Origin of the sequence: Paraburkholderia sabiae (assembly GCF_030412785.1) — a bacterium.
Classification (GTDB): domain Bacteria; phylum Pseudomonadota; class Gammaproteobacteria; order Burkholderiales; family Burkholderiaceae; genus Paraburkholderia; species Paraburkholderia sabiae.
Genome location: NZ_CP125295.1, coordinates 1,725,842 through 1,750,057 on the forward strand (window position 1 = coordinate 1,725,842; position 24,216 = coordinate 1,750,057).

Below are 24,216 nucleotides of genomic sequence, written 5' to 3' on the forward strand. Positions count from 1 at the left end.
ACATTCAATGCGCGTCCAGATGCCTGACGATGGTCGGAAACACATCGAGCGCCGCGCGCTTGCCGAACACGCAATCGATGTGTCCATAGCCTTCGATCAGATGCCGCTCGTAGTTGTCGGCACCGAAGCGCTCGACGAGCAGGTCGTAGGTCATCTCGGTGCTGGTCGGCAGATAGCAGAGATTTTCCGTGCCGTGAATGAACGCGATGGGCAGCTTCATGCCGTCGATGTTCGGCATATACACGTCGTCGCCATTCGCATCGACCACATGCCCCGCGCGTACCATCGCCGCAAGCTGGTTGAACAGCTCGACATCATGAATGCCGAATAGCTCCTGCAGATTTGCGTGCAACTGTTCGTCGAGTTGCGCGTGCTCGTAGAGCAGCCCGTAGAGAAACGTCGCGCGATGACACACCGGGCTGCTGCACGTTTCGTCATGTTCGACGGGGAAGAACTTCAGCGCTTCGTCGAGCAGATTGTGCGGCCACTTCGCGTGCTGCGTATAAGCGGTCATGTCCTTGATGCCGAGATGCTGGAGAATCTGCGGCGTATGTAGACCTGCCTTGATCCGCTGCAAGAGTCCCGGTACAGGATGCGCGGAGACCTGCGACAGCACGGCGGAGCGCACGCCCTTGAGCCCCGACATCAGCGACATGCTGAACGCCAGCGCGCCCAGGCAATGGCCGAACACCTGGATCTGATCGGCGCCCGTCAATTTGCGCACCTTCGCGACGGCGGCGGGAATGTCGTAGCGCGCGATTTCGTCGGCTGTCGTGCGTTCGGTCGCGCTCGGCAATTCGATGCTCACGCGCAGATCGACGAGCCACACGTCGTAGTGTGCGGCGCACAGAAACTCGACGAGATTCGTGCCAATCAGGTCCGTCGAAAAGATGCGGCTCGATACGCCCGAGCCATGAATCAGCAGTAACGGTCCTTTGTCGCCGCCGTGATACCGCGCGAGCCGCAACGTCTTGCCGTCTTCCGTATTGAAGTAGGTGATCTGCGGCGCGGGCGCGCGCAGCGTGCGGCGCACGCGCGGCGGCGCATCGGGATCGAAGTATTGCAGCGGCGCCGCGACGCCGCCGTATTCCGTGTACAGCACACCCGCAAAAAAGCGGCCGAATTTCAGCGTATACGCGAGACGCGTTTCCAGATCGGGTGCATTCGTCACTTCGATCGTGCGCTGCTGCTTGAGGAAATTCTCCGGCGTGATGATGAGCGTCGCGTGACCGGTCACGGGGGCGTTCTCATCAGCGGATTCGCGCACTTTTGCGTAGAGCGTATTGGTCTGCGTCCACAATTCCGTCAGCGACGTGTGCGTGATGATCTTCTGACCTGTCAGATAGAACTGCTTGCCGTCGACGGTATCGAGCGTCATCCGGTAGTTCATGTTGCGCCGGTCGACATTCGTTTCGTCGACGACGAACAGATTGAACATGCCATCGCTGACGGTCATCGGCTGCGGCGACAGCGCAGTGCAGGTCAGCGTGCCGATCATATGCGCCTGATGCTGGCGATTCGCGAGCATGTCGTCGAGATCGTCGGACACGACCGTCACGGTGAAGCTGATCGGCGTGCCTTGCGCGCGGTCGTCCTGCTGGCCTTCGGGCTTGACGTCGCCTGCGTAGTACGTGCCGATCATCGTCTCGGTGAAGCGCAGGCCGATCTTCGGTGCGGGCGGCGGGGCCGTGTTGCCCGCCGAATCGTAGTCGATCTGCCAGCCGTGCGACTGCGCAAGCTGCGCGCAGTTGCGCTCGGCGAGCGCGGATATGGTCAGCAGCGGATTCACGCCGAGCGACAGCGGCACCACTGCGCCGTCCATCACGTACAGCCCTTCGTGCACCGCGTTGCCGTCCACACCGGAAAACACGCGGCCCGCCTGATCGACGACACCATGCGCGGCATCTTCCGCCATCCCGCAGCCGCCCAGCGGATGCACGGTGACGGTGCGGTTCTGGAACATGTCGCTGGAAATCGGATTGCGCACATACACGCCACCGAGTGCACTGGTCGCATCAATCAGCGTCTTTTCGACGGTCTCGTAGATCGCCTGCTTGCCCGTGTTCGGCCAGCTCACACGCGGACGGCCGCTTTCGACGGTGATCTGGCCGCTTTCGTCATCGTGTGCCATCACGAGCCACGTCTGCGTGTTGCGCATCGCGCCGTGATACGGGCCGCGCAGAATGCTCTCGGCGATACGCGCTTCGTCTGCAAGCGGCGGATCACCGTCCGGGTCGGGCATTTCGACGCCTTCTGCAGGCGCCGAAACGCCGAGCACGCCCATCAGGCCGAGGCCGATCGGCGCAGCAATCGTGCCTTCTTCGATCACGAAGCCGTCTTTCACGTTCGGCGTGTCGCGATGATCGATGATGCCCGCGATGCACGGTCCGACGGGCGGAATGTCGCCGGCGGGATGCGTGCCCCAGCCGACGCCGTTGATCGTCTTGTCGGTGTTGAACGCAAAAGCGAGCACGTCGCCATTGCCCGTGAAGTGCTCGCCGAGTTGCTTCGAGACGGGCAAGCCGGACTCCTTCGAGCGCAGCAGAATCGCCGTCGAACCGAGCGTGCCCGCCGAGAGAATGACGATATCGGCTGTGACGAACATTTCCGGCGCGTCGTACAACTCACGCTTCAGATCGGCCGGCTGATAGCGGACGCGCCAGAGGCCCCGTTCCTCATCGCGCACTACGGAGTGCACGGCCGCGCCCGTGAAAATCTGCGCGCCGTGCGAGACGGCGTCGGGCAGATAGTTCATGTGCGTCGAGTTTTTCGCGCCGTGATTGCAGCCCGAATTGCAATCGCCGCATCCGGTGCAGCGGTTCTGGTCGACGCCCGCCGCGTTCTTGCCATCCTTGAATGTCACGGTGATGGGCGGACGATAGAAACGCTTGCTCATGTCGAGCCGTTTCGCCGACAGCGCGAGCGCATCGAGTTTCGGCAGATCCGGGTAGTCGTCGGGGACGGGCGTCGCGCCGAGCATCGTCGTGGCACGCGCGTAGCACTTGTCGAGATTCGCCTTGTCCGCGCGCACGGCGGCGGGCCAGCGCGGGTCGTCCCACAGACGCTCGTCGGGTTTGAGCGCGACGTTCGCATTGATCAGCGACGTGCCGCCAAGCCCGCAGCCGACCACCACGTTCACGTCCGGATTCACGTGCACTTCGAGCAGCGCGAGCGGCGAGCCGATCTGCGCGACGCCCGTGTTGTACTGCACCTGCGCGACGCCTTCGAGTTGCGTGGCGGGGAAGTCGCCCGCCATGAATTCGCGGCCGCGTTCGAGCAGGCACACGCTGCGTTTCGCGCGCGCCATGCGGCTCGCGGCAATCGCGCCGCCATAACCGGAACCCACGACCACCACCTCGTAATGGTCCTTCATCGCCGCGAGGGCGCTGGACAAGCGGTTCATTCGACCACCTCTCTTATAGGGAATGTGCGCCAGACGGGGGGGAGTCCTGGCGATCGAGACGGCTCGCTGCGTGCAGCTTCTTTATCCTGGACGCCGCGCAGCGAAATGCAAAGGGAAAACGCGCGTTTATCCGCGTGATTCAAAAAGTGCGGTGATGTGAGTGTCGTGCGGAATGAAATGCGGCAGGCCCGTTCGATACGCTGAACGAGCCTGCCGGATTGTCAAACGTCAAATGTCAAATAGAGGTCTCAGGCAGCCGCTTCGATCATCTCGTCGTTATCGGGCGCGGTCGCCGCTTCCGTCGCTTCTGCCGCGAGCAGATTGAAGATGACGAGGATGGCATCGCGGTTTTCAGCGTCGATTTCAATGCCGAGGTCGTCGCGCAGCCATTGACCGATCTTCGTGTTCGAAAACTGCGCGGCGTCGTCCGTCTTCTTCATGGTGACACCGAGTTTGACGGCGCGATAGTGATAGGAGGGCACCCGATGCTGCGCGGCCACCGCCGACAGACCGCCTTTCGCTTCCGAGCACCAGCCGAGGCTGCCCGCGAGCACGATGCGCTCGGGCGAATCGAGCGAAGCGATGAAGTCGCGCGCGGCTTCACGCACGTACTGCTCGTTCAGGCCGTATTGCAGCAGCACGCTTTCGATGGGATCTTCGAGCGCCTGCGCCCGCAGATCGATTTCCTGCATCATGCCTTCATGTTCCATCGACACATTGCGCTGATGGCTCGCGCTGCGCAGGCAGTCGATCAGATAACGGCGGAAGTAAGCGCAGATCGCGTAGCTGTTGGACGGGGCGCTTTCCGGCGTGGCTTTCGATTCGACGTGTCCGGGCGCAAGACGCAGCACCTTCGTATAGATGAACTGATGCACGAGCTCTTCCTTGTCTTCGCCGAGCGCGTGCAATTCGAGCGGGTGATAGGTGCGCAGCGCGCGCTTCACGAGGTCGTACATCGACATCATTTCGTCATCCGTGAGCTGCGTGCGGCGGCGCCACAACTCGGGAAGGACGGCATCGTCGAGAGTGCGTGCGAAAACCTGGCTCGGAACTGCGCCCATGAAGGCCTCCATCGGTAAGGGGCAAGGCGCGCGGTTGGGGCGGGGGAATCCGCCGGTGGAGCCTCGACAAACAGGCGTAAATGAAGTCTTGAAGCTGAACCTTCAGAGGCTGTCGGCCGCGCTTGATCGTTGAATCGTTGAAACCAGTATGCTTTTTGCACGCGGCGCCGCCTATATGGATTAAGTCATAGCTGAAGGGTAAACCGCCGGCAGGACGGGTAAACTATCTTTAGACTGTACCGGTGCCGGTGTATGACGGACGGCGAACGGGTTTTATTCCCGGGCCGGTGCAATCGGCAGCGGTTTTGACAACACAAGGAGACCGCACGATGCGGGCCGATCCCATCCAGCGCGCCATCGACGAAGACCTCGTGCGCGTGCTGTACGCGCAAGACCCGATTGCCTTCTTCACGCACTGGTTTTCGATCGCCGTGCTGGTGGCGATCTACTGGAATAACATCCCGCATCCGCATCTTTTCGCGGCCTGCTTCATCTTCTACGGCTTCGCCAATTGCGCGAGCCTCGCGCTGTGGATGTGCAACCGGCGCTGGCCCGAAGCCGTGTCGCCACGCACGTGGATCAACCTGCACGCGGCGCGCGGCGCGCTGCTCTACAGCGCGCCGGGGCTCGCCATCTGGTTCGCGTTCCAGAGCCCGCACACCGATCTCCCCATCCTCCACACGGTGATGCTCGTCACGCTGGCGGCGGGCGTGTTCATGTCGAACGGTTTCGACGTCGCCAACTTCGTGACGGCGATTCCGTTCCTGCTACTGCCCGCGATCGTGCTGCACTTCGGCACGCACACGTTCGACCGCACGATTCTCGCGATCGTCCTCGCGTTCTTCTTCTGCGCGATCAACGTTTACGCGTTGAGCTACCGCAAGCTGTTCCAGCGCGTCGTGCAGGCGCGCGTCGACCAGCAGGCGCTCGCCGAGTCGCTCGCCGCACAGAAGCTCGTCGCCGAAGAAGCCAGCCTCGCGAAGACGCGCTTCTTCGCCGCCGCGAGCCACGATCTGCGCCAGCCGCTGCATGCGATCGGGCTGCTCGCGGCGTCGCTGAACGATTCGACGGCGACGCCCGTGCAGCACACGAAAACCGCGAGCAACATCGCCAACAACGTCGAGGCGCTGAACCAGCTGTTCAACCAGGTGCTCGATCTGGCGCGGCTCGAAAGCGGCGTCACGCAGGTCATCCGGCTGCATTTCCGGCTCTCGGAACTGTTCGACCGCGTCGGCAACCAGTACTGGCCGCAGGCGGCGGCGAAAGGGCTCGCGCTGCGCATCGCGCCGACGGACGCCGTGATTCACGACGACCCCGTGCTGCTGGAGCGGATTCTGAGCAACCTGCTGTCGAACGCGGTGCGCTACACGGAAGGCGGCGCGATCTGGATGGGCTTCCGGCGCGCAGGGCAGCGCGAGGGCGGCTATATCGAAGTGCGCGATTCAGGCATCGGCATTCCGAAGGCCGAGCAGGAGCGCATCTTCGAGGAGTTCTATCAGGTCGCCAATCCGCAGCGCGACGCGCGCCAGGGACACGGCCTCGGACTGCCGACCGTCAAGCGGCTCGTCGAGATGCTTGGCGGACAGCTGCAGTTGCGCTCGACGCCGGGGCGCGGCTCGGTATTCCGCTTTCCGGTGCGCGCGGGCGATCCGCTGAGGATCGTCGCGGGGCTCAACGATTCGGCCGCGAGCGGTGCGGCGGCGCTCGGGCGCCACGTGCTGTGCATCGACGACGAGCCGGCGATTCTCGAAGGCATTCAGAGTCTGCTCGGGCGCTGGGGCTGCGTGGTGCGCGGCGTGCCCGACGAGCGTCACGCGCTGCAGGCCATCGACGAAGGCTTCATGCCCGACGCCGTGCTGTGCGACTACCAGCTCGCCAACCACCGGACGGGCGCGCAGGCGCTCGGTGCCGTGCGCGACGCGCTGCGGCGACGCGGCCGCGAGCGCGTCGTGACGCTGCTGATTACGGGCGATATGGCGTCGGTGGAACTGGAGGCGCTGGCGCTGCAAGGCATTCCCGTGCTGCACAAGCCGGTCACGCCCGCGCGGCTGCGCCGCACGCTCGAAATGCTGTGGCAGCAGCCGGGCGCCGTCGCGGACGTGGCTTTACCGCCGACCTTGGAGCAGCCCGCGACGACGCGCGGCTGATCTTGCCAACCGGTATCAGGCGCGCCTCGCCGCGCCGCTCGTGTGTTCGTTTTTCATCCACCGTATTCGTCGTCCTCATCTCTTCCCACGCCCGTCCACGCGCTTTTTTGAGAAGCGTCTGATCGACGGGCGCCATGCCTGGCTGCTGAAATAAGCCCATTCGCGATAACGGCGGCGTCGTGACGCCGCCGCGAATGCTTCCGGCAACCCACGCGCGCGGCACATCGACCGGCGCGGCAATCGAATCAATGAGGTGTAGAAGTGGATGGACATCCTTCCGACAGGCTCGTCGCTGGCGTGCTGGTGGGCGCACTGCTGACGACCGTGTTCGTGGTCGGCATGCTGTACCTCGGCATTCCCGCCGAGCATCACGCGAACATGGCGATGCGTCTGGGGCTGCCCGTGGCGCTGTCGTGCGCGTTGCTGTTTCCGATGCCTGTGCTGCATCGCACGGTGTTGCGCGAGCGCCGCAGCCAGTTCCTCCTCGACGAGGATCTGAACGCGCTGCTGCTGGGCCGCGTGATTGGCGTGATCGGCGGTGTGGCGCTGGGCGTTACGCTCGCGACGGAAATGCTCTGACGCGTGTATCGAACGCGGCTGCGTCAGCCGCGTCCTGCCGAAGGCGACGTTCTGTCGCCTTCTTTTTTCCCTTCTCTACAGCGTCTTGCCGGCTTCGAGCCAGCCGTTGATCACGGCGATCGCCGTCGCGCGGTTGTGCACGCCGAGCGCGCGAAAAATCACGGACAGATGGACCTTGATCGTGCCTTCCGCGACGCCGAGATCGCGCGCGATCATCTTGTTGGTCCAGCCGCGATGCACGAGCCGCATGATTTCCTGCTGACGTGGCGACAAATTCTCCAGCAGATGCTGCTGATGCGGCTGCAGCGCCTCGACGCGAACGATGGGCGCCGCATCGGGCGGCGCGGCCGTCGTCTGCGCGGCGAGGGCGGTGGCGTTTGACGTCGACGCCGCTTCCGCCGATGCCGTCGCCGCAGCGGCATCGCGCGAACCGAGCAGGCTGAGCGCTTCCATCGGCACATACGCGCCGCCGGACAGCACCAGTTCAATCGCCTTGAGCATCACGCTCGCCGGCTGGCGCTTCGGCACGAAGCCCAGCGCGCCCGCCGCGAGCACGGCGCGCATTTCGTCGGGCGACTCTTCCGCCGACAGCACCACCACGGGCAGCGCCGGATTCTCTTTCAGCAGGATTTGCAGCGAAGAAGCGCCCGTCATGCCGGGCATATGAAGATCGACGATGGCCAGATCGTGGTTCGCGTCGGGCCTTGCGGCGGCCGCGAGCGTTTCCCAGGTATCGGCTTCGTCGAATGTGGCGTCGGGATCGAGTCCGCGTAGCAGACCCTTGACGCCCTGGCGGATCAGTTCATGATCGTCGGCTACAAGAAACTTCATGATGTCTCCGCTTTTGCCCTGCCGGTGTTGTGCCCATGTTGTCGGTCGGGACGCGGGCGGACCGCGCGCTCCCCGTTGCGCGCAATCCGTCCGCAAGGCTGCGCCGCGCCGGGCTCTCGCCGCCGCGCATCGCAACCCGCTGCACTCCCTGCGGCCCGACCAGCGGTGGGCCGTCCATGCAGCAACAGCTTGTTGTGCTTCCCAAGCCGCGATCATATGCCTGATCGTCGGATGGGGGATACTTCGCGCGGCTGCATCGCACTTGCCTTGCGGCGGGTGCGCGCGTCCGCTTCGTTATTTGCGCTTCATTGTTCGCGCCGGCCGTCCGGAATGCAACGGCGTCGGCGTGACTTTATCGATGTGCTCTGGTCTCGCTCGCACAGCCGTGACGGTATGGCTGTCGCGGTCCGTGCGTGTGGTTTTCCCTGGTTTGTCCGGCACTGCATCGGTAGCCGCGGGCTTGTTGCTTGCGTTGCTCTCGCGGCCTGCTACGTAGACGAGCTTCGCGGAAGGATTTTGAAGGCGGACGGGCGGCCTCGAAAGGTCGCCCGTCGGGTTATGCAAGGTGAATGTGTGCGGGCCGCGCGGTGTGCAGGTCGCGCGTCCGATATTTACGTGATCGCGAACAGCGTCGCGTTCATCAGCGCCTTGAACGCATAGCCGACTGTCATCGCGCCGCCCACGCCGCCGCACCAGAGCGCGATGAACCATACCCAGCCGGGCAGGCGCGAGCGGGCGGCGGGCTTGGTGGCGGGCTTAGTGATAGTGGACGTCGCCATGACGCACCTTGCCGCGGAAGACCCAGTAGCCCATCGTCGTGTAACCGATGATGATGGGGATGATGACGGCCGCGCCGACCAGCGTGAACATCTGGCTCGAACGCGGGGCGGCCGCTTCCCAGAGCGTGAGGCTCGACGGAATCGCGTACGGCCACAGGCTCACCAGCAGTCCGACATAGCCGAGCAGCACGAGCCCGAGCGCCATCATGAACGGCGTGTTGTGATGCCGGTCGCGCACCGCGCGGCGCATGAAGAACGTGCAGATCGCGACGAGGAACGGCACGGGCAGCAGACGCCAGAAGATGCCGGCATCGAACCAGCGTTGCGCGATGCCCGGTTCCTGCAGCGGCGTCCACAGACTCACGACGACGATGAAGCCGAGCAGCACGATCGTCAGCGGCCACACGACGCGGTGCAGGCGGCGCTGCAAATCGCCTTCCGTCTTCGCGACGAGCCAGCAGCAGCCGAGCAGCGCATAGGTGACGACGAGACCGAGGCCCGTCAGCAGCGAGAACGGCGTGAGCCAGTCGAACGCACCGCCCGCGTAGCTGCCGTCGACGACGGGAATGCCTTGCAGAAACGCGCCGAGCGCGATGCCCTGGAAGAAGGCCGCGCCCGTCGAACCGCCGATGAACGCCAGATCCCACAGATGCTTCGTGCGATTCGCTTTCGCGCGGATTTCGAACGACACGCCGCGGAAGATCAGGCACGCGAGCATGAACACGAGCGGCAGATAGAGCGCCGACAGCACCGTCGAATAGACGACCGGGAACGCCGCGAACAGTCCCGCGCCGCCGAGCACGAGCCAGGTTTCGTTGCCGTCCCAGACGGGCGCGACGGTGTTCATCATCAGGTCGCGTTCTTTCTCGTCGGGGAAGAACGGAAACACGATGCCGATGCCGAGATCGAAGCCGTCCAGCACCACGTATATGAAGAGGCCCAGTGCGATGATCGCGGCCCAGACTACGGTTACGTCCATGTTTAACTCGCGGGTTTTTCGAAGGGAAGGGTTGGATCAGGCATCAACCGCAGACAACGGACGGCGCGCGGTACGCTCGGGGCCTTGCGGTACGCCTTCCGGCGTATGACCCGGCAGCGCGGGGCCCGTGCGCATCAGCTTGAACATGTAGTAGATGCCCGTGCCGAACACGAGGAAGTAGATGACGACGAACGCCATCAGCGAAATGCCGACCTGTTGCGCGGAAAGCGGCGACACGGCTTCGACGGTGCGCTTCACGCCGTACACGACCCACGGCTGACGGCCGACTTCCGTCGTGACCCAGCCCGCGAGCAGCGACAGGAAGCCCGTCGGACCCATGACGATCGCGATGCGCTGGAACCACTTCGCGTCGTACAGCTTGCCGCGCCGGCGCAGCGCCCACGCGGCGAGCGCAAAAGCGATCATCGCGACGCCGAGCCCCGCCATCACGCGGAAGCTCCAGAACACGACCGTCGAATTCGGACGATCTTCTTTCGGGAAGCTCTTCAATCCGCGGATTTCGCCGTCCCAGCTATGCGTGAGGATCAGGCTGCCGAGGTGCGGAATCGACACCGCGTACTTCGTCGTTTCCGCCTGCATGTCGGGGATGCCGAACAGGTTCAGCGCGGTGCCGCCTTTTTCGGTGTCCCACAGACCTTCGATCGCTGCGATCTTGGCGGGTTGATATTCGCGCGTGTTAAGACCATGCGCATCGCCGACGAACGCTTGCACGGGCGCGAGAACCAGCAGCATCCACAGCGCCATCGAGAACATCTTCTTCACGGCGTTATCGCGCCGACCCTTGAGCAGATGCCAGGCGCCGACGGCCGCGACGACGAGCGCCGTGACGATGAACGCGGCGATAGCCATATGCGCGAGGCGATACGGGAACGACGGATTGAAGATGATCTTGAACCAGTCGACGGGGACGACGTGGTTATCGACGATATCGAAGCCTTGCGGCGTCTGCATCCAGCTGTTGGACGCGAGGATCCAGAAGGTGGAGATCAGCGTGCCGATTGCGACCATGAGCGTCGCGCCGAAGTGCGCGCGCGGGCTGACGCGTTGCCAGCCGAACAGCATGATGCCGAGGAAGCCTGCTTCGAGGAAGAAGGCCGTCATCACTTCGTACATCAGAAGCGGGCCGGTGACGGGACCGGCGAACGACGAGAAGCCTGCCCAGTTGGTGCCGAACTCATAGCTCATGACGACGCCCGACACGACGCCCATGCCGAAGGCCACGGCGAAGATCTTCGACCAGAACAGGCAAAGATCTTTGTAGTAGGCCTTACCGGTTTTCAGCCAGCGCCATTCGAGGACGGCGATGAAACTGGCGAGCCCGATGCTGAGCGCGGGAAAGATGATGTGAAACGAGACCGTGAACGCGAACTGCATGCGTGCGAGGTCGAAGGCGGAGATTGCGGTGGTCATGGGTCCGAATCCGGTGGATGCATGACCGCTAGCGTAGGGGATTGGGGTTTGTTTTGCTGCGGCGCGGGATGTGGCGATATGGCGCAGGGTTTCGCTTTTTTTAGCGCTGCTTATTTGGGTAAATCATTGATATTGGTCAGGTTTTTTGTTTGCCTTGAGGTGGGTTTGTTTTTGGTGGGCTCTGTTGATCTGCGGCAATCCACCGCGTCGCAGCGTGGTTTTTTGTTGGTCTGCGACGCTAGTCGCTGATTCTGGTCTTTTTGCTGCGCTGGCATCCGCGATTTCGTATTGGTGCTTCACGCGTCGCCCCTGTGCGGGGCGGCACCTACTTTTCTTTGCAGCGGCAAAGAAAAGTAGGCAAAAGAAAGCCGCTTTTGAACCTCCAGTGCCCGCAAGGACAGCGCTTCGGCATGCCGTAGTTGAGCTATCGCGCAGCGACGTCCGCACTCTGTAGAAAGCCCGCAGTCAACCGCGCACAGCGCGAAAACCCCACACAGTCTGGAGCACATACCGCCGCAATCAACCGAGGGCAAATGCAAAAAAACGTGCTGACCGAACGTGCCCCAGGTGGATGTCATCTTTCGCGCCGCGCGCGCCTGACTGCGGGCTTTCTACGGAGTGTTTGCGTCACTGCGCGACAGCTCAAAGACCGTCTGCCGTGGCGTTATTCTGGCGGGCACCGGAGGTTTGAAGCGGCTTTCTTTTGCCTACTTTTCTTTGCCGCGGCAAAGAAAAGTAGGTGCCGCCCCGCACAGGGGCAACGCATGAAGCACCGATACGAATTCACGGATGCCAGCGCAGCAAAAAGCAAAAAAGCAAAAAAGCAAAAAGCGAAAAATCAAAGACAAGGCATGGCGACTAGCGTCGCGGACAAAAAAACCTCACTCAACATCAGACCAAAGCCGCCCCCCAGTCGCCCAATTCTCCTTTTTTACATCAACAAGAACAATATCAACCGAGCCAGGCTCAACATTCAGCGACTCGCAAGTAGCTTTAGTAATCGCCTCGACGAATTGGCGCTTCTGCTCAACGGTACGGCCTTCAAAAAGTTCGACACGAAAAGTAGGCATGGCTTATGACCTTTGCGGTAAGTTAGAAAATTCAGTCGCGAAACGAAGCATCAACCCGATCGAGCTTCCTGAGCAAAGCAGGCCACTCGACAGCCCCTTCAACAGAGCCACCATCATAAAGCTGCTCCGCGGTACGAGCGGACACAGCCTCAGAAGGCAGAACCAGCTCACCACCCCCCGCCTGCGCAAGCAATTGAATCTCACATGCCTTGATGAGCGTCGCCATCAACACATACGCTTCCGCGACAGTACGGCCCGTGGTCAAAGTGCCGTGATTGCGCAACAGCATCGCGGGCTTGTCGGCGAGATCGGCGACGAGGCGCTCGCCTTCGGCCGGCGTGAACGCAAGACCTTCGTAGTCGTGATACGCGAGATAGCCATGAAAACGCAGTGCATGCTGCGAGCCCGGCAACAGGCCGTTCTTCTGCAGCGATACCGCGACGCCCGCCGTGTTATGCAGATGCATCACGCAGAACGCGTCGGTGCGTGCGGCATGAACGGCAGCATGCAGCGCAAAACCCGTCGCGTTCACGGGATGCTCGCTCTCGCCGACGATGTTGCCCGCAATATCGATCTTCACGAGATTCGACGCGCACACTTCATCGAATGACAGGCCGAACGGATTGATCAGGAAGTGGCCGGGCTCGTCGGGCACGCTCGCGGAAATATGCGTGTAGACGAGATCGTCCCAGCCGTTCAGCGCCGCGAGCCGGTACGCGGCCGCGAGGTCGACGCGCGTGCGCCGTTCCTCCTCCGACATGAGCTTCGACTGCGCAATGCGGCCCGCAGGCGTGTGAGCGAACGACGACATGACGTCTCCTGTGAGGTTTGCTTCAGCGCTCCGGCAAAGCGGCGCGGCTTGTCCGTTTTCGATGCACAACCACCGCGTCGTCTTCCGGCGCGCGGTCCGGGCTGTTCGTGCGTGTGCGGCGAGTATCGCGCATGAGGCGGCGCGTCGTCCAGGTCGCGACGACGAACGGTGCCGTCAATGCCGGTGCGCCATAAAACACGGCCACCTGTTGCAGCGCGACCGACACGCCCACGCCCGCCAGCGCCGCCAGCACGCCGCAATCGGCGACGGCAAGCGCCACGAGCGCACCGTTGAATCCTAACAGGCCTGCATCGAACGAAGCGCTATTGGCGCCCGCCAGCCACTGCAACGATGTGGCGAGCGCTGCGCCCAGGAGTGCGAAACACGCCGCACGCATCGACGAAAGCGCAATGCCGCCGAGTATCAGCGCACCCGCCAGCGCACTGCATGCGAACGATGTCTGCGCAATGCCCGTCAGCAGGCCACGCAGCGGATCGAACCATGTAACGGTTCCGCTTGCGGCGGCATGTGTCAACGCGGGATGCACGAACGGCAGCCATGCCCACGTGACGAGCAGACACGGGCTCGAATAGACACCCAGTCCGCGCGAGCGTAACAGCTGCTCCCACGGTCCGAGCAGCCACGCGGCGGCGGTTGCGGCGAGTATCGCGACGGCCATCGCGGTGGCGTCGTCGGAGATGAACGTGAACGCAGCGAGCGCCGCCAGCGCGCCGTTGAAGCCGTGCAATCCGTCGCGCGTATCGTTGCAATCGTAGCCGCGCAATACAGCGCCCACGTTCGCCGCGATCGCGCCCGTCAACGCCGCGCACGCCAGCCGTGCATCGCTGACGAGCCATGCCGCGAGTATGCACGCGCCCGTCGCCGCATTCCGTTGCAGGACGATCTGGCCGAAACTGCGCAGGAGCGTGCGCAATGCATCGGGCGATTCTTCTTGAGGCGCGGCGGACATATCGGTTCAGCTAGCGAGACGAGGACGTGACAAAGCCGCGCGAGACGGAACTCGCGCGGCCAATGGTGTTCGAAACAGACGATATGCGAGCATAGGGCACGCGATACACCAATGGCATGCGCGTGCGTTGATAGCGGCTATTTGGGCGCGCTACGATGTCACCACCAACCCATCAGACACAGGAGACGGATTCATGCGTGAAGTGCGATGGACCTCGCAAGAGAACGAAGGCGTCGAGCATCTCGCGTTCGACGCACGCGCCGACGGCTTCTACACCGAAAGCGTGCTGGTCGGCGAGCGCGACGGGCGCGCGTACGGCCTCATGTATCGCGTGAAATGCGATCTGCACTGGCGCACGCTGCATGCGTGGTTAAAGGTGGTCGGTGGCGCGGAACTCGAGTTGCATGGCGACGGTGAAGGCAGCTGGCATGACGCGCACGGTCTCATGCTGCCGTCGCTCGCGGGCTGCATCGATATCGACATCGCGGCCACGCCGTTCACGAACACGCTGCCCATCCGTCGCCTGCAACTGGCGAAGGGCGCGCGCGAGCCGATCGCCGTCGCGTTCATTTCGGTGCCTGATTTGCAGGTCTTGCGAGTCGAACAGGCGTATACGTGCATCGAGCCGGACGTCGAATACCGTTATGAAGGCATCGATACGGGCTTCGCGGCGGAACTGAAAGTGGACGAAGACGGACTCGTCATCGACTATCCGACGATGTTCACGCGCACGCTGCCGATCGTCTGAAGCGACGCTTCGCATGTGTCGACGAAGCGCTCGATACTGGCCGCGACGCGCTTAGGGTCGCGCAGCACGACCCAATGGCCCGCATCGATTTCATCGCGCGAATGCGGGCCGATCCACGCGTCGAGCCCAAGCGTCAATGCGGATCCGACATAGCGGTCGCGCAGCGGGACGATGAAATGGACAGGCGCATGTGCGCGACGGGCGCGCGGTCGCAGCAGCTTTTCGATGAAATTCGCGCGATACAGTTGCAGCCCGTTCAACGCGTTGCGCAGTTGAGCCGGGTCACGCGGTGCGCGCACGCGCTCCGTCGCACGCAGCCACAGCGGCCAGCCATATGCACCGCCGAGCGGCCAGACGAGTTCGGGCAGGATCGGCAGATGAAAGAAAACGATGTACCAGGACTTCAGCATCTGTCGAACGCCCGCGCCGAACGGACGCGCGGATCGTTGCGCACGATCGCCGCGCAGTCCGAGCGACGCATGATCGAGACAGGGGCCGGAGATCGACGTGAACGACGCGATGCGGCCTTGCAGTGCGTCGTTCGTCACGGCTTCCCAGCATTGAATCGAACCCCAGTCGTGACCGACGAGATGAAACGGTCGCGCGCCACAGGTCGCATCGGCGACGGAGTTCAGATCGGCGGCGAGGCGTTCAAGCCGGTATGACGCGCGCTCGCGCGGCGCATCCGACGCGCCTGCGCCGCGCACGTCGTACGCAATCACGCGATAACGCGGCTCCAGCAGCGCGCGGATCGGCTCCCATACTGCGGCCGAATCCGGATAGCCATGCACGAGCACGACAGGCGGTGCGTCGCGTGGCCCGCTGACATAGACTGCAAGTTGAACGCCGTCTGCATCGACGGTCTGCACATCGCGGATCATGCCGCGGCCCGTACGCCGCGCCGCGATGCTTTCAGCGCGCCGGGGTTCTCAGCGTTGGCGGCGTCGACGGCGGCGATCAGTCCGTCGATGCGCTCAAGATGCGCGCGATTATCGTGATCCCACGGATGAAATCCAGGCTTGAAAAAGCGCAGCCATTCGAGCGCGATACCCGGAAACACGCCGTGCTTCGGTCCATACAGAAACTTCACGACGCTCCCCAAACCGCGCAGATTGTGGCCGCGTTTGCGATCGTGAATCAGCAGCCGGACGTGGAAATCGAACACGATCAGCCAGAAGAACACGGTGACGGCGAGCATCGTGCCCGTACGGATCAGATAGCGCGCGAGGCCGGGTTTCATCACCGTATTCCACACATCGTACGAAACCGACTTGTGTTCCGTTTCTTCGAGTGCGTGCCACGTCCACATCTGCGCATAACCTTCCACGGAACCTTCGATACGCGAACCGTCATCGAGCAACAGACCCGCGAGCATGGCCGTGTAGTGCTCGAGCGCGACGGTCATCGCGAGTTGATGCGAATGCGGCAGCAACTTGCGATTCAGATTGAGGAACCACGTCAGGCGTTTATCGAGCCGATGCGCAGGCAACCCCGCGCGTTCGAGCAGATCGTTGTATTCGATGTGCTCGCGCGTATGCATCGCTTCCTGACCGATGAAGCCGAGTACCTGCTTCTTCAGCTCGGGATCGTCGATCTGATCGCGATAGTGGCGCACGCTGTCCATGAAAAATCGCTCGCCCGCGGGGAACAGCAGCGAGAGTGCATTGAAGAAATGCGTGACGTGTGGGCCGAGCCGATGCCAGTCGCAGGCGCGATCGGCGGGCAGGGCGAAACGGAGGTCGCGGCGAATGGGCATCATGGCGTGTTCTCCTTGAGCATCGTTATACGCGCCGGCCTTCGACATCCGTCGAACGTCGTGCGCGTTTTTGCGCGAGCCGCTTCATGCGGCGCGTCTGCAGCACGACGAGCGCCTGATACGCAGCGGGCAGCGTGCGCGCGAGCCAGTCGGCGGCGCGCGCATCGCGGCCGATCAGCACGCGTCGTTTGTTGCGGCGCACGCCGTCGAGTATCGTGCGTGCGGCTTCATCGGCTGTGGTGATGAAGAACTTCTCGAAGTCGTCCTTGCCTTGCTGCTCGTTTTCGATCATGAAGCCGACCATGTTCGGCGCGATGCGGCTCGATTGCGCAATCGCCGTGCGGATGCCGCCGGGATGCACACAGGTCGCGGAAACGCCGCATTTCATCAGGTCGAGTTCCTGGCGCAGCGCCTCCGTGAAACCGCGCACGGCGAACTTGGTGGCGTTGTAGCCGCTCATGCCCGGCTGCGCGAAGAGGCCAAAAACGCTCGACGTGTTGACGATATGACCTTCGCCGGCTGACTTCAACAACGGCAGGAACGCTTTCGTCCCATGCACGACGCCCCAGAAGTTAACGCCGACGATCCATTCGAGATCGGCGTAATCCATGCCGTCGATCGTGCTCGACAGCGCGACGCCTGCATTGTTGAAGACGAGATTCGCGCGGCCGTGCTGACGCGCGGTGTCGGCGGCCCAGTCGTACATGGCGTTGCGATCGGCGACATCGAGCACGCAGGTCGTGATGCGCATCGGCGCGCCGATGCGTGGCGGCGCGGCGGCCTGCGCAAGCTGCGCTGTTTCGGCGAGACTCGCTGCGTTGCGATCGGCGAGCGCGAGATGGCAGCCTTCGCGCGCGAGCTGGATCGCAAGCGAGCGGCCCATGCCCGAAGCGGCGCCCGTGATCGCGGCGACGCGGTCGTTGAAGTTTTTCATGGTTGTCTCCCTGAGCTTGTGCCTTTGTCGTCACGTTGCTTCGGCTGTCGCGCTCGCTACATGTGCTACTTCCGCATCATGAACGGCAGGCCCATACGCGAAGTAATCGTCGATACGAAACGTGCGCGTGGCCTGGCGAAAGCGATAAGCAAAGCCCGGCCATAGCGTCGTGTTCTTGCCGTTGCGCGGATCGAGATACCAGCTCTTGCAACCGCCGACGGACCAGATCGCGCGTCCGAGCTTCTGCTGGATCTGCTCGTTGTATTCACGCTCGACATGCGGACGCACTTCAATCGCGGCAGCGTTTTCGCGCTGCATCGTTTCGAGCGCGCGCAGGATGTACGCGACCTGTGACTCGATCATGAACACCATCGAGTTGTGTCCGAGCCCCGTGTTCGGGCCGACGATCATGAAGAAGTTCGGATAGCCGGGCAGTGCCGTGCCGAGATACGCATGCGCGCCGTTACGCCATGTGTCGACGATATCGATGCCGCCGCGTCCCTTCACGACACCCGGCGGAAACGGATCGGCGACCTGAAACCCGGTGCCGAAGATGATGCAGTCGGCGGGATGACGCACGCCGTCTGTCGTGACGATCGCATGCGGCTCGATGCGCGCGATGCCCGCCGTTTTCACCGACACGTTGGCGCGCGCAACCGCGGGAAAGTAGTCGTTGGAAATGAGGATGCGCTTGCAGCCCATCGTGTAATCGGGCGTGAGCGTCTTGCGCAACTGCGGATCGCTGACCTGTCTGTGAAGATGACGCACGGCGATTCTCTGCGCGGTCTTCATCAGCGACGGATGCACTGCAAACCCAAACGCGCGCGATTCGAGCAGGCTGAACAGGCCCGCACGCATCAGCTTCTGCGTGAAGGGCAGATGACGGAACAGCCATTGCTCGACGGGACGCACGGCACGGTCGGCCTTCGGCATGATCCACGGCGGCGTGCGCTGGAACAGATCGAGATGCGCGACGCGCGGCGCGATCTGCGGCACGAACTGGATCGCACTTGCGCCCGTGCCGATCACCGCGACGCGCTTGCCGTCGAGTGAATACGCGTGGTCCCACTGCTGCGAGTGGAACATCTTGCCTTCGAATGTATCGAGGCCTTCGATTTCCGGCAACGCCGCACGCGACAAACCGCCCATGCCCGACACGAGCACGCGCGCCGACCACTGCTGACCGTTCGCGAAACGCAGCTGCCAGCGATGCCGCGCTTCATCGTAGGTCGCGCTGACGAGTTTATGACTCAGGCGCAGATGCGATGCGATGCCGAAGCGCTGCACGCACGCTTCTAGATACGCGCGGATTTCCGGCTGACGCGCGAACATGCGCGACCAGCGCGGGTTCGGTGCGAACGAGAACGAATAGACATGCGATTGCACGTCGCACGCACAACCCGGATAGTGATTGTCGCGCCACGTGCCGCCGACGGACTCCGCTTTCTCGGCAACCACGAAGTCCGTGATGCCCGACTGCCGCAGACGGATCGCCATGCCGAGACCCGCGAAGCCCGAGCCGATGATGGCGATGTCCGTCTCGATGAGCGTCGGGTTGTCGGGTGTGACAGGTGGCATCGTGCGTGCATTCATCGGGTCCGTCTCCCTGTTTTTGCCTGTTGTGTTCACTGGTTACTGTTACATTGAGTGATGTAACGATAGGGTGTGAACCGGCAGCGCGCAAGGCGCGCGTTTAGACGGCGGACTCTATGGATGCGGGATGTTGCGACGCTGAACGTCGAGTTGAAACACGCGGGTCAGGCGCAGTCGACGGCATGAAGGGCATGCGCGCGGAGCATTCAAACGCAGCGGGCGCGGCACGAACGTCGATTCGTGCCGCATGCCGTTTATTTTTTCTTTTTGCTGATACGCGCTGGAACGGGTGTTTCGCTGCGCGCCTGCTTCCGTTCGAGCTTTTTGCTCATGATCGCCGCAACGCGGTTGCCGAGATAATCGCCCGATGCTTCTTCGAGCGCACGGTTCATTTCGCTCTCGACCAGCACCATGCCGAGCGGCCGCACGCGCCAGATTGCATCGACGAGCGCGGGGACATCGGCGGGCGGCGGCAGTGCGTCGGCTTCGTAATGGTCCAGTTGCCGCACGACGAGATCGACCAGCGACTTCGCGATCGCGTTGAAGTGAGCGCGCGACGCGTGCACGGCGTCGAGCAGATCGGCGAGCGGAATGCCCGCTTGCGCCATCGTTGCGCCGGCGTTCAACGTCGCCGGGCTGCGTGCAACGAACGATAGTCCGTCGCGTTCGAGCAGACCGAGTTCGATCGCTTTCGATACCGTCTTCGTCAACGATGCAGGCGTGCCCTTGACGCCGAACATTTTCGCTAGCTCGACGAGCGAGTATTTGCGGGGGCGCTCGTGCGACCAGCGGCTGCCGATCGCGTTCTCCAGACCGAGAATCGAGCGCAGATCGTGGCCTTCGTCGATGGCCTTGATAAGGTCCTGGATGTTCGCGAGCGTATAGCCGCGCGCGAGCAGGTGATTGATCAGCTTGAGCCGCGACACGTGCGTGTCGTCATACACGCCCACGCGGCCGCGCTTTTCCGGCGGCGCGAGCAGGTCACGGTCCTGATACGCGCGAATGTTGCGCACGGTCGATTCGGCGACGCGCGCGAGTTCGTCGACGGTGTATTCGTTGGGCTGCGCGGCGGGCGGCGTCGCAGGCGTCGGCGCGGGTTTGGGCGTTCTGGGCATGCGGTGATTCTAGCGCGGCAAATCGCTTCGAACGCCACGTGACCGCTTTAGTCCCCGGGCAATGCTTCGCTGCCGTCCCCGAGCGCGCGTTGCATGACCGTCGAATCGAGCCAGCGGCCGTGCTTGAAGCCGACCGCTTTCAACGTGCCGACCAGTTCGAAGCCGGCGTTCGTGTGCAGCGACAACGAGCCGCCGCGTCCGCCGTCTGCGATCACCGCGATCATCTGGCGCCACGGCCCCTGTTCGCAACGCTCGATCAGCGCCGCGAGCAGCGCGCGACCGACGCCGCGGCCACGGAAAGCTTCGTCCATATAGATCGAGTCTTCGATCGTGTAGCGATACGCGACGCGCGGCCGATAAAGCGTCGCATACGCATAGCCCGCCACCTTGCCGTCGACGACGGCCACGATGTACGGCAAGCCATGCGAGAGCACGGCGGCGCGGCGCTGCTGCAAGTCCTCGACGGATGGCGGCGTCTCTTCGAACGACGCGACGCCCGTCAGCACGTGATGCGCGTAGATGGACTGGATAGCGTGAAAGTCTGCGTCGGTGGCGTCGCGGATGACGGGCGCGGCGACGGGGGAGGTCTCGCTCATTGTGTCGATTGCGTGTGCCGAAGCTGGAAACCTCTCACTATGCCTGCGCGACGCAAGGAAATGAAGCGCTTCAAAAATGGCCGCGGCACGCCGCCGGGGTGAGCCGATCCAGGAGGGTGAGGAAATCCAGGAGGTGAGGAAATCCAGGAGACTAAAACGCTGTCCGCTGACATCGGGTTTCAGCAATGGATCGGTACAATCCGGTGCAAGCGCAACCCAGCAAGAACTAGCACTAACCAGCACAAGTCAGGCAGCGCCCACTCCCTTGCAGGAGCCATCATGTCGACCGTTTCGTTCGTTCACAAGCCGCTGACGCCGTTTCGCCGCGCGCTCGCGCGCTTCTCGCTTTCGGAAAACGCCAAGTACGTCAAGCTCACGCTCGGGCTGTGGATCGGCTTTTCGATTCCCTACAACCTCGGTTATCCCGAAGCGGCCGTTGCGCTCGCGAGTTCGACGATGCTGACGCTCGCGCTCGGCAGTTCGATTTCGGCCGCGCGCGGCTATTTCTATCGACGCGTGATGTCGAACGTCGTCGCGATGCCGATCGCGACGCTGGTGATCTGGGTCACCGCGCCGCATCTGTGGCTCGGCACGCTGCTGCTGCCGCTCGTGATCTTCACGATCGTGCGTCTGAGGCCGTCGCTGTTCCAGATGACGAGCATCACGATCCCGATGACGCTCGTGCTCTATACGGGCGAGCATCTTCCGCTGCTGGAGCAACGTCTGATCGGCGTGGTGCTGGGCATGCTGCTCGGCTTCATTCTTCAGCAGGTCGCGTTTCCGCCCGATCACGGTTTCTGGGCGAACCGGCTCGTGAACGACGGCAACGAACAGGCGTCGGAAGCGCTCGCGCAACTCGCGTCGGGTCAACCCGATCGCGCGGAACTGAAGGCGATGACCGACCGGCTGAGAAAGTCGAGCACCGATCTCAAGGAAGCACACGGCCTGCTCAAGCTCGATCTGCAGCAGGCGTGGCTGTCGCCGCATCTGCAGCGCAATCGCGTGCGTTTGCCGCTTTTCTGGTGCTATCACGAACTGTTCGACTCGCTCGTCAATTTTCTGGAGACAGTCGATACCTTTCACGAGCAGTTCGCCGCGCTCGATCCTCAATGGCGCGAAGCGTTTCTTGCGGGGCTCGCGAAGCTGGTGGATGCGCACGGGAAGCTTGCGCTCGTGGCCGATCTGCGTGTCGAGCGCGCGCCGCTGGAAGTGAAGCCGTTGCAACTGGATGCGTTGCGCGAGATCGTCGATACGCTGCCCGCGCCCGGCGTGTTCACGAGCGTCTATCTCGGTCATCTGGCGGGCTACGGGATTCTGCTTTGCCGTCTGAGCGACATGCACACCGAGCATCTGGCAGCGGGGGCAGCCGACGGCGGCGTGAAGCAAATCTGACGGCATCATGCGAAGAGATGCTCTAGACGAATGGGCGTCGCGGCATCGCATGGTCGATTAACATGCGGGCTCCTGGGCCGGCAGCGCGTCGCGCCGGCGTCGTCACTGCGAGCGTCGTCATGAACCTGTTGTTTCGTCTGTTCCTCACACTCATGCTGAGTCCGCGTCGCGGGCAACTGCATGTGCTCGACACCTGCGTCACGCCGTTTCGCGTGTTGCCGAACGATCTCGACGTGCTGCGTCACATGACGAACGGCCGCTATTTCACGATTCTCGACCTCGCGCGCATCGACCTGATGGTGCGCTCGCGCATGTGGCCGCTGATCAAGAAGCGCGGCTGGTATCCCGTCGTCACGCTGGAGACGATGCGCTTTCATCGTTCGCTCGAACTCTGGGATCGTTACGACGTGGCGACGCGTGTGATCGGTTGGGACGACAGGCATGTGTTCATCGAACAGGGCTTTGTCCGCGATGGCGTGCAGGTTGCGCTGGGTGTCGTGCGGGCGCGGTTTCTGAAGCGCAGCGGCGGCACCGTGCCGACGCATGAACTCCTCGCGCTGGCGAACGTAACGCACGCTTCGCCCGAGATGCCCGAGTGGGTCGAACAGTGGAGCGCGGCGGAAGGCGGGATGACGCCGCCCGCCGCGCCGCGCGAGATGTCCGCGCGGCATTGAGCGGCACGCGACGCCCGCACGCAGAACGCCGGGCGCGCGTCGCGCAACGATCAGGCTTGTGCCGTTGCATGCGGCACGGCTACCGCGCCGTGCGGTCCGCCGCCGGGACCGCCACCGCCAGGTCCACCGCCGCCGGGGCCGCCGCCACCGCCCCAGCCGGGAGGCGGTCCCCACCAGCATCCGGACAGTGTGGCGGTCAGTGCGGCCATGACGGCCAGAATCGCGAGCTTGCGCATCGATTGCTCCTTCAATGAGTTGTGCATTTCGCGTGCGCCGTTTTTGCACGGCGACGTGCGAAGCCCGCACCTTACCCATCGAACGCAAGTCGCGTTTAACAGCCGTGTTACAGAATCGACAGAACCTGCGCGTTCGCGCACGCGTTCCGGCTCGCGAAAGATCGCGCGAAGCCGCGCCGGACATGGCTTGACGCGTGCGCTGCGAAAGCCGGAGCCTGTCACGTTCTGTCTGTCTTTGTAAGGGACGTTAAGGCATACGTCGGCGAATCGCCACGCTTCACTTCTGCTTCATTTCTTCTTGCGACGCTGTTTGTTCGCATCGCGCATGTCGATCATCGCGCGCAACAGCACGACGCTCTGTTCGTCGATCAACGCGCACAACTGCTGCAGGCGCTCGCCGTCGATCGACTTCCATTGCAGCGCGGACAGCGCCGTGCAGCGCGTGAGATGGAACGACACGAGCTGCCCGTTGATCGCGAGCAGACGGATGATGGTTTCGGGATCGTCGGCGGGGCGCCCGAGCAGCCGCCCGACGATTTCCGAACTCACCGTCAGCAGCGGCTTGCGCATGCGCTCGTTCAGACGCTCGGCGCTGAACGCAGGACCGAGGCCCGCCTGTTCGCGCGCCATGAACAGACGCCACGTAGCGGGCGTTTCCGTCGTGAACAGATAGCTGGCGACGCGCGCCTGGATCACGCGAAACGCGTCGATCAGTTCGTCGTCGGACGGATTGCCGTCGAGAACCTGCTGCGCCGCGTTGACGGCATCAGCGAAATACGCCGAGACGCTCGTCATGATGTAGTCGACGCACGCCTGGTAGACGCCTTCCTTGTTGTCGAAGTAATACACGAGCGCGGGTGCGTTGACGCCCGCATGCTCGGCGATGTCGCGCGTCGACGCGCCTTCGAAGCCGCGTTCGCCGAACAGGCCGAGGGCGGCCTCGATGATCTTTGCGCGGGTCTCTTCGCCGCGCTGATAGCCGCCTTCCGCTGCGGGGCGGTGTCTCGGTGTGCGTGTAATCACGAGTCGTCCCGTCGATTGAAGGATGAGTACAAAAACAACAGAACAGTAAAAGGTAAGGAACGGGAAAACAATATTGTTGACTAAATTG

General features: G+C 63.1%; 23 protein-coding genes. 5 read left to right on the forward strand and 18 right to left on the reverse strand.

Going from position 1 to position 24,216, the window contains the following annotated elements; all coding sequences use genetic code 11:
* Positions 1-4: 4 nt before the first annotated feature.
* Positions 5-3,403, reverse strand: a complete 3,399-nt coding sequence (locus QEN71_RS07790) for an alpha/beta fold hydrolase (protein WP_201658631.1) — start codon at positions 3,401-3,403, stop codon at positions 5-7.
* Between the two features lie 248 nt (positions 3,404-3,651).
* Positions 3,652-4,464 carry a hypothetical protein gene (locus tag QEN71_RS07795; RefSeq protein WP_201658628.1) on the reverse strand — a complete coding sequence of 271 codons (813 nt, stop codon included), beginning with the start codon at positions 4,462-4,464 and terminating at the stop codon, positions 3,652-3,654.
* Between the two features lie 329 nt (positions 4,465-4,793).
* Between QEN71_RS07795 and QEN71_RS07800 the strand changes: the two genes are divergently transcribed.
* Both QEN71_RS07800 and QEN71_RS07805 read left to right on the forward strand, forming a co-directional pair.
* Positions 4,794-6,611 (forward strand): ATP-binding response regulator, encoded by a 1,818-nt coding sequence (locus QEN71_RS07800; RefSeq protein WP_201658625.1) that lies wholly within the window; start codon positions 4,794-4,796, stop codon positions 6,609-6,611.
* Between the two features lie 261 nt (positions 6,612-6,872).
* Entirely contained in the window at positions 6,873-7,190 is a 318-nt protein-coding gene (locus QEN71_RS07805) for a hypothetical protein (RefSeq protein ID WP_201658622.1), read from the forward strand.
* A gap of 75 nt (positions 7,191-7,265) precedes the next feature.
* Here QEN71_RS07805 and QEN71_RS07810 read toward each other — a convergent pair whose 3' ends face one another.
* The 8 genes from QEN71_RS07810 to QEN71_RS07845 all read right to left on the reverse strand — a co-directional run bounded on the left by QEN71_RS07810 (position 7,266) and on the right by QEN71_RS07845 (position 14,061).
* On the reverse strand, positions 7,266-8,021 hold the full coding sequence (locus QEN71_RS07810) for a response regulator transcription factor (protein ID WP_201658619.1): 756 nt from the start codon (positions 8,019-8,021) through the stop codon (positions 7,266-7,268).
* A gap of 611 nt (positions 8,022-8,632) precedes the next feature.
* Complete coding sequence (locus QEN71_RS07815) at positions 8,633-8,800, reverse strand: hypothetical protein (protein ID WP_201658616.1); 168 nt, start codon at positions 8,798-8,800, stop codon at positions 8,633-8,635.
* Positions 8,778-9,779 (reverse strand): cytochrome d ubiquinol oxidase subunit II, encoded by a 1,002-nt coding sequence (gene cydB / locus QEN71_RS07820; RefSeq protein ID WP_201658613.1) that lies wholly within the window; start codon positions 9,777-9,779, stop codon positions 8,778-8,780. Before cydB ends, QEN71_RS07815 begins: the two co-directional genes overlap by 23 nt.
* 36 nt (positions 9,780-9,815) lie before the next feature.
* Complete coding sequence (locus QEN71_RS07825; RefSeq protein WP_201658610.1) at positions 9,816-11,210, reverse strand: cytochrome ubiquinol oxidase subunit I; 1,395 nt, start codon at positions 11,208-11,210, stop codon at positions 9,816-9,818.
* 123 nt (positions 11,211-11,333) lie between these two features.
* A complete protein-coding gene (locus tag QEN71_RS07830; protein WP_201658607.1) occupies positions 11,334-11,510 on the reverse strand; it encodes a hypothetical protein in 177 nt (58 codons plus the stop codon).
* A 581-nt stretch (positions 11,511-12,091) separates the two neighbouring features.
* Positions 12,092-12,280 carry a 4-oxalocrotonate tautomerase gene (locus QEN71_RS07835; RefSeq protein WP_201658604.1) on the reverse strand — a complete coding sequence of 63 codons (189 nt, stop codon included), beginning with the start codon at positions 12,278-12,280 and terminating at the stop codon, positions 12,092-12,094.
* Positions 12,281-12,311: 31 nt separating this feature from the next.
* Positions 12,312-13,091 (reverse strand): class II aldolase/adducin family protein, encoded by a 780-nt coding sequence (locus QEN71_RS07840; RefSeq protein WP_201658601.1) that lies wholly within the window; start codon positions 13,089-13,091, stop codon positions 12,312-12,314.
* Between the two features lie 22 nt (positions 13,092-13,113).
* A complete protein-coding gene (locus QEN71_RS07845; RefSeq protein ID WP_201658598.1) occupies positions 13,114-14,061 on the reverse strand; it encodes an urea transporter in 948 nt (315 codons plus the stop codon).
* Positions 14,062-14,254: 193 nt separating this feature from the next.
* Between QEN71_RS07845 and QEN71_RS07850 the strand changes: the two genes are divergently transcribed.
* Positions 14,255-14,809: a putative glycolipid-binding domain-containing protein gene (locus QEN71_RS07850; RefSeq protein ID WP_201658595.1), complete on the forward strand. Its 555-nt coding sequence runs from the start codon at positions 14,255-14,257 to the stop codon at positions 14,807-14,809.
* Here QEN71_RS07850 and QEN71_RS07855 read toward each other — a convergent pair.
* The 6 genes from QEN71_RS07855 to QEN71_RS07880 form a co-directional block, all read right to left on the reverse strand.
* Positions 14,770-15,690, reverse strand: coding sequence for an alpha/beta fold hydrolase (locus QEN71_RS07855; protein WP_201658592.1), 921 nt, complete (start codon positions 15,688-15,690; stop codon positions 14,770-14,772). The genes QEN71_RS07850 and QEN71_RS07855 overlap by 40 nt on opposite strands.
* Entirely contained in the window at positions 15,687-16,568 is an 882-nt protein-coding gene (locus tag QEN71_RS07860; RefSeq protein WP_201658589.1) for a metal-dependent hydrolase, read from the reverse strand. Before QEN71_RS07860 ends, QEN71_RS07855 begins: the two co-directional genes overlap by 4 nt.
* A gap of 22 nt (positions 16,569-16,590) precedes the next feature.
* Positions 16,591-17,499, reverse strand: coding sequence for an SDR family NAD(P)-dependent oxidoreductase (locus QEN71_RS07865; RefSeq protein WP_201658587.1), 909 nt, complete (start codon positions 17,497-17,499; stop codon positions 16,591-16,593).
* A gap of 30 nt (positions 17,500-17,529) precedes the next feature.
* Positions 17,530-19,092, reverse strand: a complete 1,563-nt coding sequence (locus QEN71_RS07870; RefSeq protein WP_201658585.1) for a flavin-containing monooxygenase — start codon at positions 19,090-19,092, stop codon at positions 17,530-17,532.
* A gap of 254 nt (positions 19,093-19,346) precedes the next feature.
* Positions 19,347-20,207 carry a MerR family transcriptional regulator gene (locus QEN71_RS07875; RefSeq protein WP_201658583.1) on the reverse strand — a complete coding sequence of 287 codons (861 nt, stop codon included), beginning with the start codon at positions 20,205-20,207 and terminating at the stop codon, positions 19,347-19,349.
* A gap of 47 nt (positions 20,208-20,254) precedes the next feature.
* Positions 20,255-20,803, reverse strand: a complete 549-nt coding sequence (locus QEN71_RS07880) for a GNAT family N-acetyltransferase (RefSeq protein ID WP_201658581.1) — start codon at positions 20,801-20,803, stop codon at positions 20,255-20,257.
* Positions 20,804-21,082: 279 nt separating this feature from the next.
* Here QEN71_RS07880 and QEN71_RS07885 point away from each other — a divergent pair, with 279 nt between their 5' ends.
* Both QEN71_RS07885 and QEN71_RS07890 read left to right on the forward strand, forming a co-directional pair.
* Entirely contained in the window at positions 21,083-22,195 is a 1,113-nt protein-coding gene (locus QEN71_RS07885) for an aromatic acid exporter family protein (RefSeq protein ID WP_201658579.1), read from the forward strand.
* 119 nt (positions 22,196-22,314) lie between these two features.
* A complete protein-coding gene (locus tag QEN71_RS07890) occupies positions 22,315-22,869 on the forward strand; it encodes a thioesterase family protein (RefSeq protein WP_201658577.1) in 555 nt (184 codons plus the stop codon).
* 50 nt (positions 22,870-22,919) lie between these two features.
* On the opposite strand, the gene QEN71_RS07895 is transcribed toward QEN71_RS07890, so the two are convergent.
* Positions 22,920-23,132, reverse strand: coding sequence for a hypothetical protein (locus QEN71_RS07895; protein ID WP_223959666.1), 213 nt, complete (start codon positions 23,130-23,132; stop codon positions 22,920-22,922).
* 261 nt (positions 23,133-23,393) lie between these two features.
* Entirely contained in the window at positions 23,394-24,128 is a 735-nt protein-coding gene (locus QEN71_RS07900; RefSeq protein ID WP_201658575.1) for a CerR family C-terminal domain-containing protein, read from the reverse strand.
* Positions 24,129-24,216: the final 88 nt, after the last annotated feature.

Excerpts from the sequence above, each read along its gene's own strand:
- QEN71_RS07790 (WP_201658631.1), bottom strand. The coding sequence starts at position 3,403 with ATGAACCGCTTGTCCAGCGCCCTCGCGGCGATGAAGGACCATTACGAG.
- QEN71_RS07795 (WP_201658628.1), bottom strand. The coding sequence starts at position 4,464 with ATGGGCGCAGTTCCGAGCCAGGTTTTCGCACGCACTCTCGACGATGCC.
- QEN71_RS07800 (WP_201658625.1), top strand. The coding sequence starts at position 4,794 with ATGCGGGCCGATCCCATCCAGCGCGCCATCGACGAAGACCTCGTGCGC.
- QEN71_RS07810 (WP_201658619.1), bottom strand. The coding sequence starts at position 8,021 with ATGAAGTTTCTTGTAGCCGACGATCATGAACTGATCCGCCAGGGCGTC.
- QEN71_RS07815 (WP_201658616.1), bottom strand. The coding sequence starts at position 8,800 with ATGGCGACGTCCACTATCACTAAGCCCGCCACCAAGCCCGCCGCCCGC.
- cydB (WP_201658613.1), bottom strand. The coding sequence starts at position 9,779 with ATGGACGTAACCGTAGTCTGGGCCGCGATCATCGCACTGGGCCTCTTC.
- QEN71_RS07825 (WP_201658610.1), bottom strand. The coding sequence starts at position 11,210 with ATGACCACCGCAATCTCCGCCTTCGACCTCGCACGCATGCAGTTCGCG.
- QEN71_RS07835 (WP_201658604.1), bottom strand. The coding sequence starts at position 12,280 with ATGCCTACTTTTCGTGTCGAACTTTTTGAAGGCCGTACCGTTGAGCAG.
- QEN71_RS07840 (WP_201658601.1), bottom strand. The coding sequence starts at position 13,091 with ATGTCGTCGTTCGCTCACACGCCTGCGGGCCGCATTGCGCAGTCGAAG.
- QEN71_RS07845 (WP_201658598.1), bottom strand. The coding sequence starts at position 14,061 with ATGTCCGCCGCGCCTCAAGAAGAATCGCCCGATGCATTGCGCACGCTC.
- QEN71_RS07850 (WP_201658595.1), top strand. The coding sequence starts at position 14,255 with ATGCGTGAAGTGCGATGGACCTCGCAAGAGAACGAAGGCGTCGAGCAT.
- QEN71_RS07855 (WP_201658592.1), bottom strand. The coding sequence starts at position 15,690 with ATGATCCGCGATGTGCAGACCGTCGATGCAGACGGCGTTCAACTTGCA.
- QEN71_RS07860 (WP_201658589.1), bottom strand. The coding sequence starts at position 16,568 with ATGATGCCCATTCGCCGCGACCTCCGTTTCGCCCTGCCCGCCGATCGC.
- QEN71_RS07865 (WP_201658587.1), bottom strand. The coding sequence starts at position 17,499 with ATGAAAAACTTCAACGACCGCGTCGCCGCGATCACGGGCGCCGCTTCG.
- QEN71_RS07870 (WP_201658585.1), bottom strand. The coding sequence starts at position 19,092 with ATGAATGCACGCACGATGCCACCTGTCACACCCGACAACCCGACGCTC.
- QEN71_RS07875 (WP_201658583.1), bottom strand. The coding sequence starts at position 20,207 with ATGCCCAGAACGCCCAAACCCGCGCCGACGCCTGCGACGCCGCCCGCC.
- QEN71_RS07880 (WP_201658581.1), bottom strand. The coding sequence starts at position 20,803 with ATGAGCGAGACCTCCCCCGTCGCCGCGCCCGTCATCCGCGACGCCACC.
- QEN71_RS07885 (WP_201658579.1), top strand. The coding sequence starts at position 21,083 with ATGTCGACCGTTTCGTTCGTTCACAAGCCGCTGACGCCGTTTCGCCGC.
- QEN71_RS07890 (WP_201658577.1), top strand. The coding sequence starts at position 22,315 with ATGAACCTGTTGTTTCGTCTGTTCCTCACACTCATGCTGAGTCCGCGT.
- QEN71_RS07895 (WP_223959666.1), bottom strand. The coding sequence starts at position 23,132 with ATGCACAACTCATTGAAGGAGCAATCGATGCGCAAGCTCGCGATTCTG.